A 16,303-nucleotide genomic window follows, 5' to 3' on the forward strand; every position below is an offset into this window, starting at 1 on the left:
AATGGATGCCCAGACCCACACCCTGCCCACTCCTACCCCTGGCACCCTGTGGCGCCAGGCGCTGCGGCAGGCCTTCGTCAAGCTCGACCCGCGCCAGCAGATCCGCTCGCCGGTGATGTTCGTGGTCGAGATCACCGCGCTGTTCTCCACCCTGCTGTGCCTGGCGCCGGACAATGGCGTGAGCACCGGGGTGGCGGTGCAGATCACCCTCTGGCTGTGGTTCACCCTGCTGTTCGCCAACTTCGCCGAAGCCCTCGCCGAGGGACGTGGCAAGGCGCGCGCCGACAGCCTCAAGGGCATCGGCCAGAATCTCGCCGCTCGCCTGGAGGAAAACGGCGAGCAGCGCATGGTGCCGGCCAGCTCCCTGCGCAAGGACCAGATCGTGCGGGTGGAAGCCGGCGAGCTGATCCCCGGTGACGGCGAGATCATCGAAGGCGTGGCCGCGGTCAACGAGGCGGCCATCACCGGGGAATCGGCGCCAGTGATCCGCGAATCCGGCGGCGACCGCTCGGCGGTCACCGGCAACACCCGGGTGGTGTCGGACTGGATCCGGGTGCGCATCACCGCCAACCCCGGCGAGTCGACCCTGGATCGGATGATCGCCCTGGTGGAAGGCGCCAAGCGGCAGAAGACCCCCAACGAGGTCGCCCTGGACATCCTGCTGATCGGCCTGACGCTGATCTTCCTGCTGGTGGTGGTGACCCTGCAGCCCTTCGCCGCCCTGGCCGGTGGCGAGCTGCCGCTGCTGTTCCTGGTGGCCCTGCTGGTGACCCTGATCCCCACCACCATCGGCGGCCTGCTCTCCGCCATCGGCATCGCCGGCATGGATCGCCTGGTGCGGCTGAACGTGATCGCCACCTCGGGGCGCGCCGTGGAAGCCGCCGGTGACGTCCATACCCTGTTGCTGGACAAGACCGGCACCATCACCTTCGGCAACCGCCGCTGCAGCGCCCTGTACGCGGCCCAGGGCATCACCCCCAAGGCCCTGGCCGAGGGCGCCCTCTATGCCTCGCTGGCCGACGAAACCCCGGAAGGTCGCTCGGTGGTGGAGTACCTGCGCAACCTGCATCCGCTGGAGGAGCCACCACGCGCCCAGGTCGCGCCCATCCCCTTCAGCGCCGAGACGCGCCTGTCGGGCATCGACTGGCAGGGCCGCGAGTATCGCAAGGGTGCGGTGGACGCCGTGCTGCTGTTTCTCGGCCAGACCCGCGCCGACCTGCCGGAGGTGCTGGCCCGGGAGATCGAGACCATCGCCAAGAGCGGCGGCACCCCACTGCTGGTCTGCGGCGAAGGCCGCCTGCTGGGCGCCATCCACCTCAAGGACGTGGTCAAGCCGGGCATCCGCGAGCGCTTCGCCGAGTTGCGCACCCTGGGCATCCGCACCGTGATGGTGACCGGCGACAACCCCCTGACCGCCACCGCCATCGCCGCCGAGGCCGGGGTGGACGACGTCATCGCCGAGGCCACGCCGGAAAAGAAGCTGGAGCGCATCCGCAGCGAACAGGCCGAGGGCAAGCTGGTGGCCATGTGCGGTGACGGCGCCAACGACGCCCCGGCCCTGGCCCAGGCCGATGTCGGCATGGCGATGAACGATGGCACCCAGGCCGCCCGCGAGGCCGCCAACCTGGTGGATCTGGATTCGGACCCCACCAAGCTGCTCGACGTGGTGCAGGTGGGCAAGGAGCTGCTGGTGACCCGCGGTGCCCTGACCACCTTCTCGGTGGCCAACGACGTAGCCAAGTACTTCGCCATCCTGCCCGCGCTGTTCGCCGGCATCTATCCGCAGCTCAACCTGCTCAACGTGATGCACCTGGCCAGTCCGCAGAGTGCCATCCTCTCGGCCATCGTGTTCAACGCCCTGATCATCGTCGCGCTGATTCCCCTGGCGCTGCGCGGGGTACGGGTCAAGGCCGCCAGCGCCGCCGCCCTGTTGCGCCGCAACCTGCTGATCTATGGGCTGGGCGGCATCGTCGTGCCCTTCATCGGCATCAAAGCTATCGACCTGGCGCTCGGCGCCCTGGGTCTGGTCTGAGGAGACCGCCATGCTCATGCAATTGCGTTCCGCCGCGCTGATGCTCCTGCTGCTCAGCGCCCTGACCGGGGGCGCCTACCCCCTGCTGGTGACGGTGCTCGGCCAAGTGCTGTTCGCCGACCAGGCCGGCGGGAGCCTGATCCGCCGCGACGACGGCAGCGTCATTGGCTCCCGCCTGATCGCCCAGCAATTCACCGGCCCCGAGTGGTTCCAGCCGCGCCCTTCCGCCGGCGACTACGCCACCGTCTCCAGCAGCGCCAGCAACCTGGCCCAATCGGCGCCGGGGCTGCGCGAACGGATCGAGAAGGCGCTGCCCGAGGTCCAGGTGGAACGCCAGGGCCCGGTGCCTCAGGAACTGGTGACCACCTCCGCCAGCGGCCTTGATCCGGACCTCACCCCGACCGGCGCCCGCTACCAGATCGCCCGGGTCGCGGCCGCACGCGGCCTGGCAGCGGAGCGCCTGGAAGCCCTGGTGAGCGAGCAGACGCGCACCTCGCGCTTCGGTCCGCCAACGGTTAATGTCCTGCTCCTCAATCTGGCCCTGGCGGAACTGGCTCCATGACCGACAGCATCGGGCGCGCCGAAGCGCTGCTCGCCGAACACCGGGAAGGCCGCGGGCGCCTCAAGGTCTTCCTGGGGGCGGCGCCCGGCGTAGGCAAGACCTACGCCATGCTGCAGGCGGCCCAGACCGCCCTGCGCCAGGGCCGTCGGGTGCGCGCCGGGATCGTCGAAACCCATGGGCGGCGGGAGACCGCCGCCCTTCTCGCCGGCTTGCCGCAGCAACCGTTGCGGCGGGTCGAGCACCGCGGCCTCAAGCTGACCGAACTGGATCTGGAAGGCCTGCTAGCCGATCCGCCGGAGCTGGTACTGGTCGACGAACTCGCCCACAGCAACGCTTCCGGCAGTCGCCATGCCAAGCGCTGGCAGGACGTGGAGGATCTGCTCGCCGCCGGGATCCATGTCTACACCACGGTCAATGTCCAGCACCTGGAAAGCCTCAACGACGAGGTGCGCGACATCACCGGCGTCCAGGTCCGCGAGACCGTGCCCGACCAGGTGCTGCTCGACGCCGATGACCTGGTGCTCATCGACCTGCCACCACGGGAGTTGCTGGAGCGCCTGCGCGAGGGCAAGGTCTATGTGCCCGAGCAGGCGCGCGTGGCCATCGATGCCTTCTTCAGCCAGACCAATCTCACCGCCCTGCGCGAGCTGGCCATGCGCACCGCTGCCGCCCAGGTGGATTCGGCGCTCGCCCTGAGATACCGCCAGCAGGGCCAGGCCGCCCCGCCGCTGCTGGGTCGCCTGATCGTCGGCGCTGGCACCGCGCCTTCCGCGGAGCGCCTGGTGCGCCATGCCAGCCGCCTCGCCGACCAGCGCCACCTACCCTGGACCCTGGTCCACGTCGACACCGGCCAGCCGCTGGACGACGCCGCCCGCGCCAACCTCCAGGCTAGCCAGCGCCTGGCCGAACGCCTGGGCGGCGAGGTGCTGACCCTGAGAGACAGCGATCCGGCCCGCGCCCTGGTCCGCCATGCCCGCGACCAGCGCGCCAGCGTGCTGCTGATCGGCCGCGGCCGCCCGCGCGGCTTCAGTCTGCGGCGCCGCCTGGCCAGTCGCCTGCTGCGCCTGGCCCAGGGGCTGGAGATCGCCATCCTCGATCTGGATCGCGACGCCCCGGCCGCCGCCCGCCCGCGGCGGGCGATCAAACCCGGCCCCTATGGCGCCGCGATCCTGGCGACCACGGTAGCCGCGGCCATCGCCGAAGGCCTGTCCGGGCTGCTGGAACTGCCCAATATCTCGCTGATCTTTCTCGCCGCCGTCCTGCTGGTGGCGGTACGCAGCAGTCGCGGCCCGGCGCTGTTCTGCGCCCTGCTGGGCTTTCTCGCCTACGATTTCCTGTTCATTCCGCCGGCCTTCTCGCTGACCATCAACCGCGAGCAGGATGTCCTCACCCTGGCCTTCTTCCTGCTGATGGCGCTGCTCACCGGGGATCTGGCCGCTCGCCAGCGGCGCCAGCTGCAGGCACTGCGCCGCACCCAGCGCGAGACCCTGGCGCTACTGGACTTCACCCGTCAGCTGAGCGCCGCCAGCGATCGCCAGGCGGTGGTCAGTGTCACGCTCAAGCAATTGGGCGACGCGACTCGCCACGTCTGCCTGCTGCTGCCAGAAAAGGCCGGGCAGTTGGTGACCCAACCGGGCGATCTGACCCTGGCCAACAACGAACGCATCGCCGCCGAATGGGCCTGGAAGCAGGAAAAGCCAGCCGGTTGCGGCACCGACACCCTGCCCTCCGGCGGCTGGTGGTGGTGGCCGCTGCTGAGTGAGAGCGGCAGCTTGGCTGTGCTGGGCGTGCGACGGGACAACGCCCAACCCCTGGACCACGCGGAGCGTCGCCAGCTGGCCAGCGTGGCGCAGCCCCTGGGCCAGGCCCTTGCACGGGTCCGCCTCAGCGAGGATCTGGAGGCCGCCCGCCTGCACGGCGAGACCGAACAACTGCGCAGCGCCCTGCTCGCCTCGGTGTCCCATGACCTGCGCACGCCGCTGACGGTGATGCGCGGCTCCATCGACGCCTTGGCCACCCTCGGGGACGCCATTCCCACCAGCGATCGACAGGAACTGCTGGAAGCCACCCGCCAGGAGGCCGAACGCCTCGATCGCTATATCCAGAATCTGCTGGACATGACCCGCCTCGGCCACGGCAGCTTGCAGCTGGCACGGGACTGGGTCGACCCCGGCGACATCCTGGCCAGCGCCCTGCAGCGCCTGCAGCCGCTGCTGAGCGGATTGCAGGTAGCCACCCGGATCGAGCCGGGCCTGCCGCTGCTCTGGGTTCATCCGGCGCTGATCGAACAGGCCCTGGTCAATGTGCTGGAGAACGCCATCCGCTTCTCCGCACCCGGTGGGCGCCTGGAGATCTGCCTGCTACGCCAGGGAGGTGAACTGCAGATCGCCGTAGCCGACGAAGGCCCTGGCATTCCGCCCGAGGACCGCGCGCGGATCTTCGACATGTTCTATACCGCCGCGCGGGGTGACCGGGGCGGCCAGGGCACCGGCCTGGGCCTGGCGATCTGCCAGGGCATGGTGGGGGCCCATGGCGGGCGGGTCAGCGTGGAAGACGGCCTGGACGGTCGTGGCACCACGCTGCGGATGCACCTGCCGCTCCCGGCGGCGCCACCTGCGGAATAAGGCTGCGTATCCCTGCAGTACCAGACGCTATGATGATGCCCTCTTGCCTGGAAAGCCCCAGATGCCCGCTCACGTCCTCGTCATCGACGACGAACCCCAGATCCGCAAATTCCTGCGCATCAGCCTCGCGGCCCAGGGCTATCAGGTCAGTGAAGCCGCCACCGGCACCGAGGGCCTAGCCCAGGCGGCGCTGGGCCAGCCGGATCTGGTCATCCTCGACCTGGGCCTGCCCGATCGCGACGGCCAGGAGGTGCTGGCCGAATTGCGCGAATGGTCCGCGGTGCCGGTGCTGGTGCTGTCGGTGCGGGCGGACGAGCGCGAGAAGGTGCGCGCCCTGGATGCCGGCGCCAACGACTATGTGACCAAGCCCTTCGGTATCCAGGAATTCCTGGCGCGCAGTCGCGCCCTGCTGCGCCAGAGCCCGACCACGGCGACCCCGCAGATCGCGGCCTTGGACGTGGGTGACTTGAGAGTGGATTTCGCCTATCGCCGGGTCACTCTGGCCGCGAGCGAGATCGCTCTGACGCGCAAGGAATACGCCGTGCTGGCCGCCCTCGCCCACTATCCAGGACGCGTAGTAACTCAGCGCCAGTTGCTGATCGATATCTGGGGCCCGACCCATGCGCAGGACAGTCATTATTTGCGCATCGTGATCGGCCATCTCCGACAGAAGTTGGCAGACGATCCGGTCGCCCCGCGTTATATCGTGACGGAGCCCGGTGTGGGCTATCGCCTGCGTCACGACGGTTAGTCCGCCTAGGCTGGATAGGATTCGTCCATTAAGAAAAGCACCTGCCCGCCCAGTCTTCACTTTCCGAAGCGCCTGCAAAAGCGCGACCGGCATGGCCTTCCAACCCCGGCGTAGAAGCATTGAAGATATGATGAATATGACCGGAATCGGCGACCAAGATGCGCATGGACGACAATCGCCCGATATTGGCGGTCTGATGCTGGCGGAATTGCGGAACGTGCTCAGGCGGCTCTAGCGGTAGAAAGATTCCGGTCGGTAGACACGTCTTGCACGGCACCGACCGAAACCCGGGTAACGCCTTACTGCAACCAGCCTTCCACGGTATCGGCGCCGTGTTCGGCTTTCCAGGCCTTGAGCACCTTGTGGTTGCCGCCCTTGGTCTCGATGATCTCGCCGGTCTTGGGGTGCTGATAACGCTTGGTGCTGCGTGGGCGACGCTTGCCAACCGGCTTTTCCGGATGCGGCGTCTGGGCCTTGTGCTTGGGGGCGGCGTTCGGATCCAGGATGCCGATGATATCGCCCAGGTTCATCTGGTATTCGTCCATCAACTCCTGCAGCTTGCTTTCGAATTCGATTTCCTTCTGCAGGGAACTGTCCTGCTTGAGGTCTTCGAGCAATTGCAGCTGAGCACGAAGTTGTTCTTCGGCAGCACGGAATTCGGCGAGACGGGACATGGACGCTCCTGACAACAACATGAAAAAGGGAATGTAGGATTTCGCCCGCGGGCGAAACTTGAACGCGAAGATAAAGGATTGATGTCACGGTTGCCAGTGGCAAATAACCTTTTTGTAAAATAGGGGGCATTATGTGCGATGGCAAGTTTGAACGTTAAGAAAAGGTTAAGCCAAGCCGATGAATCGACGCTGGCAGACGCTAATACTCAAAGTTTCCGGTGAAGCAGGTAGTTGCAGGCTATATCGCAAGGAAGACCGGCCGATTAAAAGTTCCAATCCTAACTTGCATAATCGATGAGAACTCGGTTGAACCGCGATCAGTTCCTTTGAAAAAGCGTTGGAGAAACGCGCTGGAATGGACCTCAGGCGGACGCATCCAGATCCAGCTGCGCTTCAGGCGCGGGTTGCCAATTGAAGGTATGGGCTATTACCCGCCGGTATTCAGTATCTATGGCCACCGGCGTTCGGCGAATATAGTCCCGCGCGTGAGCCTGGCGCTCAAGGTCGAGTTTACGCAGGTAGTCGAGCGCCTCTTCCACGCTGGGCATGCGCTGATTGAGGCCACCGCTGCGCGGCGGCAAGGCAGTCCAGACCACCGCATCGAGCCCCTGCTCGCCTGCCCACGCCGCGATTCGTTGCTGGAATGGCGATTGCGGACCGCTTGGCCAGCTGCCAATGCACGCGGGCTGCTCGACTGGAACGCCTTCGCGCTCGCGCAGGGCTTCGCGGGCCGCTTCCAGGGTGTCGACCGCAAGAAAGGCCCAGAGTACCTGGACCTCGGCCACACCTTCGCAAAGCACCGTGGCCAATTCGCCGCTGTCGCCCTCCCGGGCGAATTCGATGGGCAACAGGGGGCCCTTGGCGAACCAGTCCGAGGCGACCGGCAATTCCGCCGCCTTCCAGATCAACGAACCCCAACCCAGACAGGCGATCTTCATGGCCACTCCCGTACACCGACGATAGCCATTGGAGGCTACCGAAGCGTTGGGGTTTCCAGGCAGCAAGACTTGGCGACAAAAGTACCGGACGAAAAAAAGCGGCCACAAGGGCCGCTTCTTTCGATACCCGCGAGGCAGAGCTCGTGGGTGGTATATGGCGCAGCGGACGGGACTCGAACCCGCGACCCCCGGCGTGACAGGCCGGTATTCTAACCGACTGAACTACCGCTGCGCATGGAAGCCTTGCGGCATCCGGCTGGCAGTTGCCGAGAACCTGTTCAGCGGGGGTTCTCTGCACCAGCGGCGGCTAAGATACTGATTTATCAGGGAAGAAACAACAGGCGCGGAGAAAATATTTCTCGCCGTGCACCGGCGGCGGCGAAAGCCCGCGTCTCGTTTAGGCCGTGGCGCCAGCGGCCTGCTGCCTGAGCAGGCCGAGAAATCCTTCCAGGGCCGCGCTGGATACCTGCCCCGTGCGCAGCAGGATACCGAAGGGCGTCAGGGGTTCGGTGATTTCTAGGTCGAGCGAGACCATCAGCCCGGTACGCAGGTGATCGCGCACCACCGCCTCGGTTAATACCAGGATGGCGTCGGTGATCTGCACCAGTTGCAGCATGGCGAACACCGAGCCGCATTCGATGACGTCTGCCGGGGGCGGCAGCTGACGGCGGGCGAAAGCCGCTTCCAGCGCCACCCGTGCCGGACTGGCCTCGGGTTGCAGGATCCACGGCCAGTCCGCCACCAGTTCCGCCAGATCGGGCGTGATGCGACCGGTCAGCGGATGTCCGGTACGCACCACCACGGCCAGATGCTCGTTGCCCAGTGGCTCGAAGACGAAACGCCCGCGGTCCGCCGGCTGGGTGAACCGGGCGATGGCCACGTCGATCCGTTCCTGCTCGAGCAATTCGGTGAGCTGATCGCTGGTGTCGCCTAGGATGCGTAGCTGCAGGCCCGGCTGGCGCGCCTTGCTTTCGGCGATGGCCCGCACCACGAGGTCGGGCAAGGCACCCATGATGGCGCCGATTGCGAGATGCCCGTACCCCCCGGCGCGTCGCGCATTGAGATCTTCGGCGCAACGATCCAGACCGTTGAGGGCGCGCCTGGCGAAGTCGAGGACCTCTTCTCCCAGCGCGGTCGCTTGCAACCCGCGCGCCTGACGCTCGAACAGCACGCAGCCAAAGGCCTCCTCCACGTCCTGCAGCATGCGCGTGGTGGCCGGCTGCGACATGTGCAGGGCTTCGGCAGCACGGTGCAGATTGCGGGTCCCGGCCAGGGTCACCAGCATCAGCAGGTGCTTGTAGCGCAGCCGGCCGAACAGCGCACGGGCATGGGGGGAAGCGTTCATCGGCAGCATCCTGGAGGCGCGAGCGGAGGCGTCCAGCCGGGCTCAACGGCTCTGGCCAGGCGGGTGAGGCATACCGATACCTTAAGGGTATCGGTCCTAAACAAAAAGCGATTATCCAGGCATTGCAACTGCGACTACCTTGAGCCGTGGCCGAATCACAACAACAAGAGAGATCGCCATGCACACCACCCTGTCACCGGGGCTGGTCGCCAAGGTCACCCGGCGCCTGCTGCCCTTCCTGCTGCTGATGTACGTCATGGCCTTTCTCGACCGGGCCAACGTGGGTTTCGCCAAGGTCGCCTTCCAGGCCGATACCGGCATCTCCGACGCGGCCTTCGCCCTTGGCGCCGGGATCTTCTTCGTCGGCTACGCCTTTCTCGAGATCCCCAGCAACCTGATCATGCACCGCGTCGGCGCCCGCCTGTGGATGTGCCGCATCATGGTGACCTGGGGGTTGATCTCCGCCGCCATGATGTTCGCCCATACGGCGACGGCCTTCTATGTGCTGCGCTTCCTGCTCGGGGTAGCCGAAGCCGGCTTCTTTCCCGGGGTTATCGTCTACCTCACTTACTGGTTTCCCTCGCGCTACCGCGCCCGGGCGCTAGGTTTCTTCTATTTCGGCGCGCCCCTGGCCTTCATCTTCGGCAGCCCGCTGTCGGGGCTGCTGCTGGAATTCGACGGCTTCGGCGGCCTGCACGGCTGGCAATGGATGTTCCTAGTGGAAGGGGCGCTGGCCAGCCTGGTGGGGGTCTGGGCCTGGTTCTACCTGGACAACCGGCCGCGCGATGCGCGTTGGCTGAGCGATGCGGAAAAGCAGGCGCTGCAACAGGCGCTGGATGCCGAGGACGCCGCCAAGCCCCATCACGGTGGGCTGCTGCGTCTGCTCGGTCAGCCGCGCATCCTCCTGCTGTGCAGTATCTACCTGCTTATCCAGGCCAGCGTCTATGGCGTGGTCTTCTACCTGCCGACCCAGGTGGCCGGCCTGCTGGGGCAGAAGGTCGGTTTGCTGGTCGGCCTGGTCTCGGCGATTCCCTGGGTCTGCGCCCTGCTCGCCGCCTGGCTGATCCCCAGTTGGTCGGATCGTACCGGCGAACGCCGCCGCACCGCGGCCGCCACCCTGGCCATTTCCGGGCTGGGCATCGCCGCCTCGGTGACCTTCTCGCCGCTCTATGCGCTGATCGCCCTGTGCTTCGCCGCCGCCGGCTTCATCGCCGTGCAGCCGCTGTTCTGGACCTTTCCGTCCGACCAGTTGCGCGGCAGCGCCGCGGCCGGCGGCATCGCCCTGATCAACACCTGCGGCGCCATCGGCGGCTTCATCGCGCCCCTGGCCAAGCGCTGGGCCGAGGTGACCTTCGCCCACCCCGGCGCCGGCCTCTATCTGCTCGCCGGGACCACCCTGGTGGCGGCCGCCCTGATTCTCGGCCTGCGCCAGCGTCGCCAGGCCGATCCCCAAGCCCAGCTCACGCCCAGTCACTAAGGGAGCCCTTTCCATGACCCTACCCACCATCAAGCAGGTTCGTGCCTACACCCTTCGTGGCGGCGGCGCCGATTATCACGACCAGGGCGACGGCCACTGGATCGACGACCACATCGCCACGCCCATGGCCAAGTACCCGGAATACCGCCAGAGCCGCCGCAGCTTCGGCATCAACGTGCTGGGCACCCTGGTGGTGGAAGTCGAGGCCAGTGACGGTACCGTGGGCTTCGCCGTCACCACCGGCGGCGAGCTGGGCGCCTTCATCGTCGAGCGACACCTGGCGCGCTTCCTGGAGGGCGCCAAGGTCACCGACCTGGAAAAGATCTGGGACCAGATGTACCTCTCGACCCTCTACTACGGCCGCAAGGGCATAGTGCTCAACACCATCTCCGGAGTGGATCTTGCGCTCTGGGACCTGCTCGGCAAGCTGCGCCAGGAACCGGTACACCAGCTGCTCGGCGGCGCCGTCCGTGACGAATTGCAGTTCTATGCCACCGGCGCCCGGCCGGACCTGGCCAAGGAGATGGGTTTCATCGGTGGCAAGCTGCCGCTGCAGCACGGCCCGGCCGAGGGCGAGGAAGGCCTGCGCAAGAATCTCGAGGCCCTGGCGACCATGCGCGAACGGGTCGGCGACGACTTTTGGTTGATGCTCGACTGCTGGATGAGCCTGGACCTGAACTACGCCACCCGCCTGGCCCAGGGCGCCCATGAATTCGGCCTCAAGTGGATCGAGGAGGCATTGCCGCCGGACGACTACTGGGGCTATGCCGAACTCAGGCGCAACGTGCCGCGCGGGATGCTGGTCACCACCGGGGAGCACGAGGCCACCCGCTGGGGCTTCCGGCTACTGCTGGAGATGGGCTGCTGCGACATCCTCCAGCCCGACGTCGGCTGGTGCGGTGGCCTCACCGAGCTGATCCGCATCTCGGCGCTGGCCGATGCCCACAACGCCCTGGTGGTGCCCCACGGCTCCTCGGTCTACAGCTACCACTTCGTCATTACCCGCACCAACAGCCCCTTCGCCGAGTTCCTGATGATGGCGCCCAAGGCCGACGAGGTGGTGCCCATGTTCCATCCGCAACTGCTGGACGAACCCGTACCGGTGCGGGGCCGCATGCGCGCCTCGGCGCTGGATCGGCCTGGCTTCGGCGTGCGCCTCAATCCGGAGTGCGCCCTGGAACGTCCCTATAGCCACTGAGGCGTTGCCCGGGAGGGCTGGATGAAAGCGACCCAAGATACCCTGGTGACACCGGTACCGAATGCGCGCCCCGCCGCGACGCCATTACCCCCCAAGAGCGCCCGCCTCAAGCGGGTGCAGGTAGTCGCGCTGGCGCTGCTGGTGCTGGCCGGCTTCGTCAACTACCTCGACCGCAGCACCCTGGCCATCGCCAACCAGACCATCAGCGGCGAGCTGGGCTTCACGCCGACCGAGATGGGCCTGCTGCTGTCGGCCTTCGCCTGGGCCTATGCCTTCGCGCAGTTGCCCATCGGCGGCTTGCTGGACCGCTTCGGCGCGCGCCTGACCCTGGGCCTGGGCATCTGCCTCTGGTCAATCGCCCAAGGCGTGCTGGGGCTGCTCAGCAGCCTGCACCTGATGATCCTCGCCCGCATCGGCCTGGGTATCGGCGAGGCGCCGCAATTCCCGGCCGGTGCCAAGGTGGTCAGCGAGTGGTTCAACGTCCGCGAACGCGGCCTGCCCTCCGGCATCTTCAACCTGTCGTCGTCCCTGGGGCCGGCGATCTCCCAGCCGATCCTCACCGCCCTGCTGCTCTGGCTCGGCTGGCGGCAGATGTTCATCGCCATGGGCGTGCTCGGTGTCCTGGTAGCGGCGCTCTGGTACCTGAGCTATCGCGACCGGGTGCAGGTGGCGCTGGACGCCGCCGAGCGGGCGCACCTGGACGCCGGCCTGCCGCCTCAGGACGCCGGTCTGCGGCTGACCTTCGCCGACTGGCTGGGGCTGTTCCGCCGCCGCCTGACCTGGGGCGTGGTGATTGGCTATGTGGGCATCATCTACATGCTGTCGCTGTTCCTGACCTGGCTGCCGGCCTACCTGGAACGGGTCCATCACCTGTCCCTGTCCCAGGCCGGCTGGGTCGCCAGCCTGCCGTTCCTGGCCGGGGCCTGTGGCGTCATCAGCGGCGGCCTGCTGGTGGATCGCCTGACCCGCAGCGGTCGCAGCCTGGCCTTCAGCCGCAAACTGCCGATCTGTGGCGGTCTTGCTGCGGCCGGGCTGTTCGCCCTGTGCAGCGCCGGGGTGACCGGCATCGGCAGCGTCATCCTCTGCTTCAGCCTGGCGTTGTTCAGCCTCAACGTGGCGGTAGCCGGCACCTGGTCGCTGGTCAGCGTCGCCGTGCCTTCGCACCAGGTGGCGTCCCTGGCCAGCATCCAGAATTTTGGCGGCTACTTCGGCGGCGCCTTCGCCCCGGTCATCACCGGCATGATCGTCCAGCAGACCGGCTCCTTTGGTCTCGCGCTGGGCATCGCCGCCGCCGTCGCGGTGGCCGGCGCCCTGAGCTATGGGCTGCTGGTGCGCCTCCCCGATACCCCTTCCTGAATCCTCCTGGAGACCGTCATGGATCTGCCCCGCAATCCCTTCAAGGCCCGCCTGGCGGGCAGCGACACCCTCTATGGCCTCTGGGCCGGTTTCGCCACCGGATACGCTGCCGAGATCACTGCCAGTACCGGCTACGACTGGCTGCTGATCGACGGCGAGCACGCCCCCAATACGGTGCCGAGCATCCTCGCGCAATTGCAGGCGGTGGCGCCCTATTCCACGGCACCGGTGGTGCGCTGCGTGACCGGCGATGCGGTGCTGATCAAGCAATTGTTGGACATCGGCGTGCAGACGCTGATGGTGCCCATGGTGGAGACCGCCGAGCAGGCCCGCGCCCTGGTGCGCGCCATGCGCTATCCGCCCCACGGCATCCGTGGCGTCGGCGGCGGCTTGGCCCGCGCCACCCGGTGGGACGCAGTGCCCGACTACCTGCACACCGCCCATAGCGAGCTGTGCCTGATCGTCCAGGTGGAATCGCGCTTGGGCAGCGACAACGTTGCCGAGATCGCCGCGGTGGAGGGCGTGGACGCCGTCTTCGTCGGCCCGGCGGACCTCTCCAGTGGCCTGGGGCATGCCGGCAATCCGGGCCACCCGGAGGTCCAGGCGCGCATCCGCGCCGCCATCGAGGCGACCCGCGCTGCCGGCAAGGTGGCCGGGATCCTGGCGCCCCAGGAAGACGATGCCCGGCGCTATCGCGCCTGGGGGTGCCAGTTCGTTGCCGTCGGTATCGACATCAGCCTGTTCCGCCAGGCGGCGCTGGCCAACCTGGCCCGCTATCGCCCCCTCGAAGCGCCCCAGCCGCCCTCTCGCACCTACTGACCCGGAGTCCGCCATGGCCGATCTGCCCCTCTACCAGAACTACATCGATGGCCGTTTCCTGCCGGCCGCCGAGGACTTTCTCGTCCATAACCCGGCCACCGGCGAGGCCCTGGCCCGGGTGCCGGCGTCCAGTCGTGAAGACGTCGATCAGGCCATCGCCGCCGCCCGCCGCGCCCAGAAGCCCTGGGCCCGCAAACCAGCCATCGAGCGCGCCGGCTATCTGCGGCGCATCGCGGTAAAGCTGCGTGAGCACGCACCGCGGCTGGCCCGGACCATTGTCGCCGAACAGGGCAAGGTCCGTGGCCTGGCCGAAGTGGAGGTCAATTTCACCGCCGACTATCTCGACTACATGGCCGAGTGGGCGCGACGCATAGAAGGCGAGATCATCACCAGCGACCGGCCCGACGAGCAGATCTTTCTGCTGCGCAAGCCACTGGGCGTGGTGGCCGGCATCCTGCCCTGGAACTTCCCCTTCTTTCTCATCGCCCGCAAGCTGGCACCGGCGCTGATCACCGGCAACACCATCGTGATCAAACCCAGCGAGGAAACCCCGATCAATGCCCATGAATTCGCCCGCCTGGTGGCCGAGACCGACTTGCCGCCCGGGGTCTTCAACCTTGTCAGCGGCGCCGGGGCCATAGGTGGCCAGCTCAGTGCCCACGCCGGCATCGACATGGTCAGCTTTACCGGCAGCGTCGCCACCGGCTCGCGGATCATGGCCGCTGCGGCACCGAATCTGACCAAGCTCAACCTGGAGCTAGGCGGCAAGGCGCCGGCCATCGTCCTGGCCGATGCCGACCTGGACCTGGCGGTACGCGCCATCCGCGATTCGCGCATCATCAACACCGGCCAGGTGTGCAACTGCGCCGAGCGCGTCTATGTGGAGCGCGCGGTGGCCGAGGACTTCATCGAGCGCATCGGCCGCGCCATGGCCGCTACCCGGTTCGGCGATCCCGAGGCCGACACCAGCGTGGAGATGGGGCCGTTGATCAACGCCGCCGGCCTGGACAAGGTGGCGGCCAAGGTCGATGTCGCCCTCGGCCAGGGTGCTCGCCTGGTCACCGGCGGCAGCCGCGCCGACCTGGGCCGCGGCTTTCACTTCCAGCCCACGGTACTGGCGGACTGTCGCGCCGAGATGCCGATCATGCGCGAGGAGATCTTTGGCCCGGTGCTGCCGATCCAGGTGGTGAACGATCTCGACGAAGCCATCGCCCTGGCCAACGACTGCGAATACGGTCTGACCTCCTCCGTCTATACGCGCAGCCTGAGCAAGGCCATGCACGCCATGCGCGAGATCGACTTCGGCGAGACCTACATCAACCGGGAAAACTTCGAGGCCATGCAGGGCTTTCACGCCGGGGTGCGCAAGTCCGGCATCGGCGGCGCCGACGGCAAGCACGGGCTCTATGAGTACACCCACACCCAGGTGGTCTATCTGCAGGGCTAGGGATCGAGGCTGGTGGCTACCCGCTTCGCTCGAATGTTCCTGGGCGAACGCGGGTCGAAACAGGCGCAATCCAAGATCAGGCACGGGCCAGCGGCCCCAGGGAGACCAGATGCAGAACTACCACATCGTACCTACCGACACCGGCTGGGAATTCAAAGAGGAACATGGCGATCGTGCCCTGCTCAAGGCGTCGACCAAGGACGCCATCGTCCACCAGGCTGCGCAGTTCATGGACGGCAAGACCGGCAGCGTCAAGATCCACACCAGCGACGGTCGTATCGAGGAAGAGCGCACCTATCCGCGCAGTGCGGATCCGGCGCAGTCCAAGGGCTGAGGTGTCAGGACCTTGCTGCTGGGCACAGCAGGGTCCTGCTTTGACCGCATCCCCCTCGCCTACCATCCGTAGCGGTGGTATACCGTAAGACATAACAATCAGAATGGCGGTCAAGCGAGGTCAGCATGAATTCATCTCCGCGTTTCTGCTGCCAGTGCGGTAGTGCCGAACTCCGGCGTGGCCGGCCCGCTGGGGATAGCCACGAGCGGCTGCTGTGCACCGCCTGCGGCCATGTGCTCTATGACAATCCGCGGGTGATTGCCGGGTGCCTGGTGGAGCATCAGGGCCGCTATCTGCTCTGTCGCCGGGCCATCGAGCCGCGGCTTGGCTACTGGACCCTGCCCGCGGGCTTCATGGAGAACGGCGAGAGCGCCGAGCAGGCGGCCTTGCGCGAGACCTGGGAAGAAAGCGGGGTGCGGGCGCGAATATTGGCACCCTATTCCATCTTCAACGCCACGACGGTCAACCAGGTCTATCTGATCTTTCGCGCCGAATTGATCGAGATCGCCGCCGACGCTGGCGTCGAGACCCTGGAGCGCCGTTTCTTCGCCCCGGACGAGCTGCCTTGGGCCGAACTGGCCTACCCCTCGATCCAGCAGATCCTGGAGCGCCGTCTGCACGAGCAGGCGCAGGGTCAGCATGGCCTCTATTTCGGTACGGCCGAGGCCGGGCAGTTGCATCCCTTGGGTTGATGGCGCCGGGAGCTGTTGGGCTTCGACGGTGCAGCCGCCTCAACCCAACCTACG

14 protein-coding genes and 1 tRNA gene are annotated in these 16,303 nt (G+C 67.0%); 11 read left to right on the forward strand and 4 right to left on the reverse strand.

What is annotated here, in order from left to right:
- Position 1 precedes the first annotated feature (1 nt).
- The 4 genes from kdpB to V6W80_RS12265 all read left to right on the forward strand — a co-directional run bounded on the left by kdpB (position 2) and on the right by V6W80_RS12265 (position 5,969).
- Positions 2-2,032: a potassium-transporting ATPase subunit KdpB gene (gene kdpB, locus V6W80_RS12250; RefSeq protein ID WP_338544373.1), complete on the forward strand. Its 2,031-nt coding sequence runs from the start codon at positions 2-4 to the stop codon at positions 2,030-2,032.
- 10 nt (positions 2,033-2,042) lie between these two features.
- Complete coding sequence (gene kdpC / locus V6W80_RS12255; RefSeq protein ID WP_338544374.1) at positions 2,043-2,594, forward strand: potassium-transporting ATPase subunit KdpC; 552 nt, start codon at positions 2,043-2,045, stop codon at positions 2,592-2,594.
- Complete coding sequence (locus V6W80_RS12260) at positions 2,591-5,218, forward strand: sensor histidine kinase KdpD (RefSeq protein WP_338544375.1); 2,628 nt, start codon at positions 2,591-2,593, stop codon at positions 5,216-5,218. The genes kdpC and V6W80_RS12260 overlap by 4 nt, the downstream gene beginning before the upstream one ends.
- Before the next feature lie 61 nt (positions 5,219-5,279).
- A complete protein-coding gene (locus V6W80_RS12265; protein ID WP_338544376.1) occupies positions 5,280-5,969 on the forward strand; it encodes a response regulator in 690 nt (229 codons plus the stop codon).
- A 299-nt stretch (positions 5,970-6,268) separates the two neighbouring features.
- Here the strand turns inward: V6W80_RS12265 and V6W80_RS12270 are convergent, their stop codons facing one another.
- The 4 genes from V6W80_RS12270 to V6W80_RS12285 all read right to left on the reverse strand — a co-directional run bounded on the left by V6W80_RS12270 (position 6,269) and on the right by V6W80_RS12285 (position 8,926).
- Positions 6,269-6,643, reverse strand: a complete 375-nt coding sequence (locus V6W80_RS12270; RefSeq protein WP_017640462.1) for a histone-like nucleoid-structuring protein, MvaT/MvaU family — start codon at positions 6,641-6,643, stop codon at positions 6,269-6,271.
- A gap of 362 nt (positions 6,644-7,005) precedes the next feature.
- Positions 7,006-7,581 (reverse strand): hypothetical protein, encoded by a 576-nt coding sequence (locus V6W80_RS12275; protein ID WP_338544377.1) that lies wholly within the window; start codon positions 7,579-7,581, stop codon positions 7,006-7,008.
- A gap of 155 nt (positions 7,582-7,736) precedes the next feature.
- Positions 7,737-7,813 (reverse strand) — tRNA-Asp (locus V6W80_RS12280).
- A gap of 165 nt (positions 7,814-7,978) precedes the next feature.
- Positions 7,979-8,926 (reverse strand): LysR family transcriptional regulator, encoded by a 948-nt coding sequence (locus tag V6W80_RS12285; RefSeq protein WP_338544378.1) that lies wholly within the window; start codon positions 8,924-8,926, stop codon positions 7,979-7,981.
- A gap of 178 nt (positions 8,927-9,104) precedes the next feature.
- On the opposite strand from V6W80_RS12285, the gene V6W80_RS12290 reads away from it, so the two are divergent.
- The 7 genes from V6W80_RS12290 to V6W80_RS12320 all read left to right on the forward strand — a co-directional run bounded on the left by V6W80_RS12290 (position 9,105) and on the right by V6W80_RS12320 (position 16,249).
- Positions 9,105-10,403 carry an MFS transporter gene (locus tag V6W80_RS12290; RefSeq protein ID WP_338544379.1) on the forward strand — a complete coding sequence of 433 codons (1,299 nt, stop codon included), beginning with the start codon at positions 9,105-9,107 and terminating at the stop codon, positions 10,401-10,403.
- Between the two features lie 13 nt (positions 10,404-10,416).
- Positions 10,417-11,601: an L-rhamnonate dehydratase gene (rhmD, locus tag V6W80_RS12295; protein ID WP_059315028.1), complete on the forward strand. Its 1,185-nt coding sequence runs from the start codon at positions 10,417-10,419 to the stop codon at positions 11,599-11,601.
- 21 nt (positions 11,602-11,622) lie between these two features.
- A complete protein-coding gene (locus V6W80_RS12300) occupies positions 11,623-12,957 on the forward strand; it encodes an MFS transporter (protein ID WP_338544380.1) in 1,335 nt (444 codons plus the stop codon).
- Positions 12,958-12,975: 18 nt separating this feature from the next.
- Positions 12,976-13,776, forward strand: a complete 801-nt coding sequence (locus V6W80_RS12305; RefSeq protein WP_338544381.1) for an HpcH/HpaI aldolase/citrate lyase family protein — start codon at positions 12,976-12,978, stop codon at positions 13,774-13,776.
- Positions 13,777-13,789: 13 nt separating this feature from the next.
- Entirely contained in the window at positions 13,790-15,223 is a 1,434-nt protein-coding gene (gene aldA, locus V6W80_RS12310; protein WP_338544382.1) for an aldehyde dehydrogenase, read from the forward strand.
- A 109-nt stretch (positions 15,224-15,332) separates the two neighbouring features.
- The gene (locus V6W80_RS12315) at positions 15,333-15,557 is read left to right on the forward strand and encodes a DUF2188 domain-containing protein (RefSeq protein WP_064308602.1); all 225 of its coding nucleotides are present in this window, start codon (positions 15,333-15,335) and stop codon (positions 15,555-15,557) included.
- A 125-nt stretch (positions 15,558-15,682) separates the two neighbouring features.
- Positions 15,683-16,249: an NUDIX hydrolase gene (locus V6W80_RS12320; RefSeq protein WP_338544383.1), complete on the forward strand. Its 567-nt coding sequence runs from the start codon at positions 15,683-15,685 to the stop codon at positions 16,247-16,249.
- Positions 16,250-16,303: the final 54 nt, after the last annotated feature.

The organism is Pseudomonas benzopyrenica (genome assembly GCF_036884265.1).
GTDB lineage: Bacteria > Pseudomonadota > Gammaproteobacteria > Pseudomonadales > Pseudomonadaceae > Chryseomonas > Chryseomonas benzopyrenica.

Bases quoted from the DNA above. Each gene is read 5' to 3' on its own strand.
- aldA (WP_338544382.1), top strand. From the start codon at position 13,790: ATGGCCGATCTGCCCCTCTACCAGAACTACATCGATGGCCGTTTCCTG.
- V6W80_RS12290 (WP_338544379.1), top strand. From the start codon at position 9,105: ATGCACACCACCCTGTCACCGGGGCTGGTCGCCAAGGTCACCCGGCGC.
- rhmD (WP_059315028.1), top strand. From the start codon at position 10,417: ATGACCCTACCCACCATCAAGCAGGTTCGTGCCTACACCCTTCGTGGC.
- V6W80_RS12320 (WP_338544383.1), top strand. From the start codon at position 15,683: ATGAATTCATCTCCGCGTTTCTGCTGCCAGTGCGGTAGTGCCGAACTC.
- V6W80_RS12315 (WP_064308602.1), top strand. From the start codon at position 15,333: ATGCAGAACTACCACATCGTACCTACCGACACCGGCTGGGAATTCAAA.
- kdpB (WP_338544373.1), top strand. From the start codon at position 2: ATGGATGCCCAGACCCACACCCTGCCCACTCCTACCCCTGGCACCCTG.
- V6W80_RS12260 (WP_338544375.1), top strand. From the start codon at position 2,591: ATGACCGACAGCATCGGGCGCGCCGAAGCGCTGCTCGCCGAACACCGG.
- V6W80_RS12305 (WP_338544381.1), top strand. From the start codon at position 12,976: ATGGATCTGCCCCGCAATCCCTTCAAGGCCCGCCTGGCGGGCAGCGAC.
- V6W80_RS12275 (WP_338544377.1), bottom strand. From the start codon at position 7,581: ATGAAGATCGCCTGTCTGGGTTGGGGTTCGTTGATCTGGAAGGCGGCG.
- kdpC (WP_338544374.1), top strand. From the start codon at position 2,043: ATGCTCATGCAATTGCGTTCCGCCGCGCTGATGCTCCTGCTGCTCAGC.
- V6W80_RS12300 (WP_338544380.1), top strand. From the start codon at position 11,623: ATGAAAGCGACCCAAGATACCCTGGTGACACCGGTACCGAATGCGCGC.
- V6W80_RS12265 (WP_338544376.1), top strand. From the start codon at position 5,280: ATGCCCGCTCACGTCCTCGTCATCGACGACGAACCCCAGATCCGCAAA.
- V6W80_RS12270 (WP_017640462.1), bottom strand. From the start codon at position 6,643: ATGTCCCGTCTCGCCGAATTCCGTGCTGCCGAAGAACAACTTCGTGCT.
- V6W80_RS12285 (WP_338544378.1), bottom strand. From the start codon at position 8,926: ATGAACGCTTCCCCCCATGCCCGTGCGCTGTTCGGCCGGCTGCGCTAC.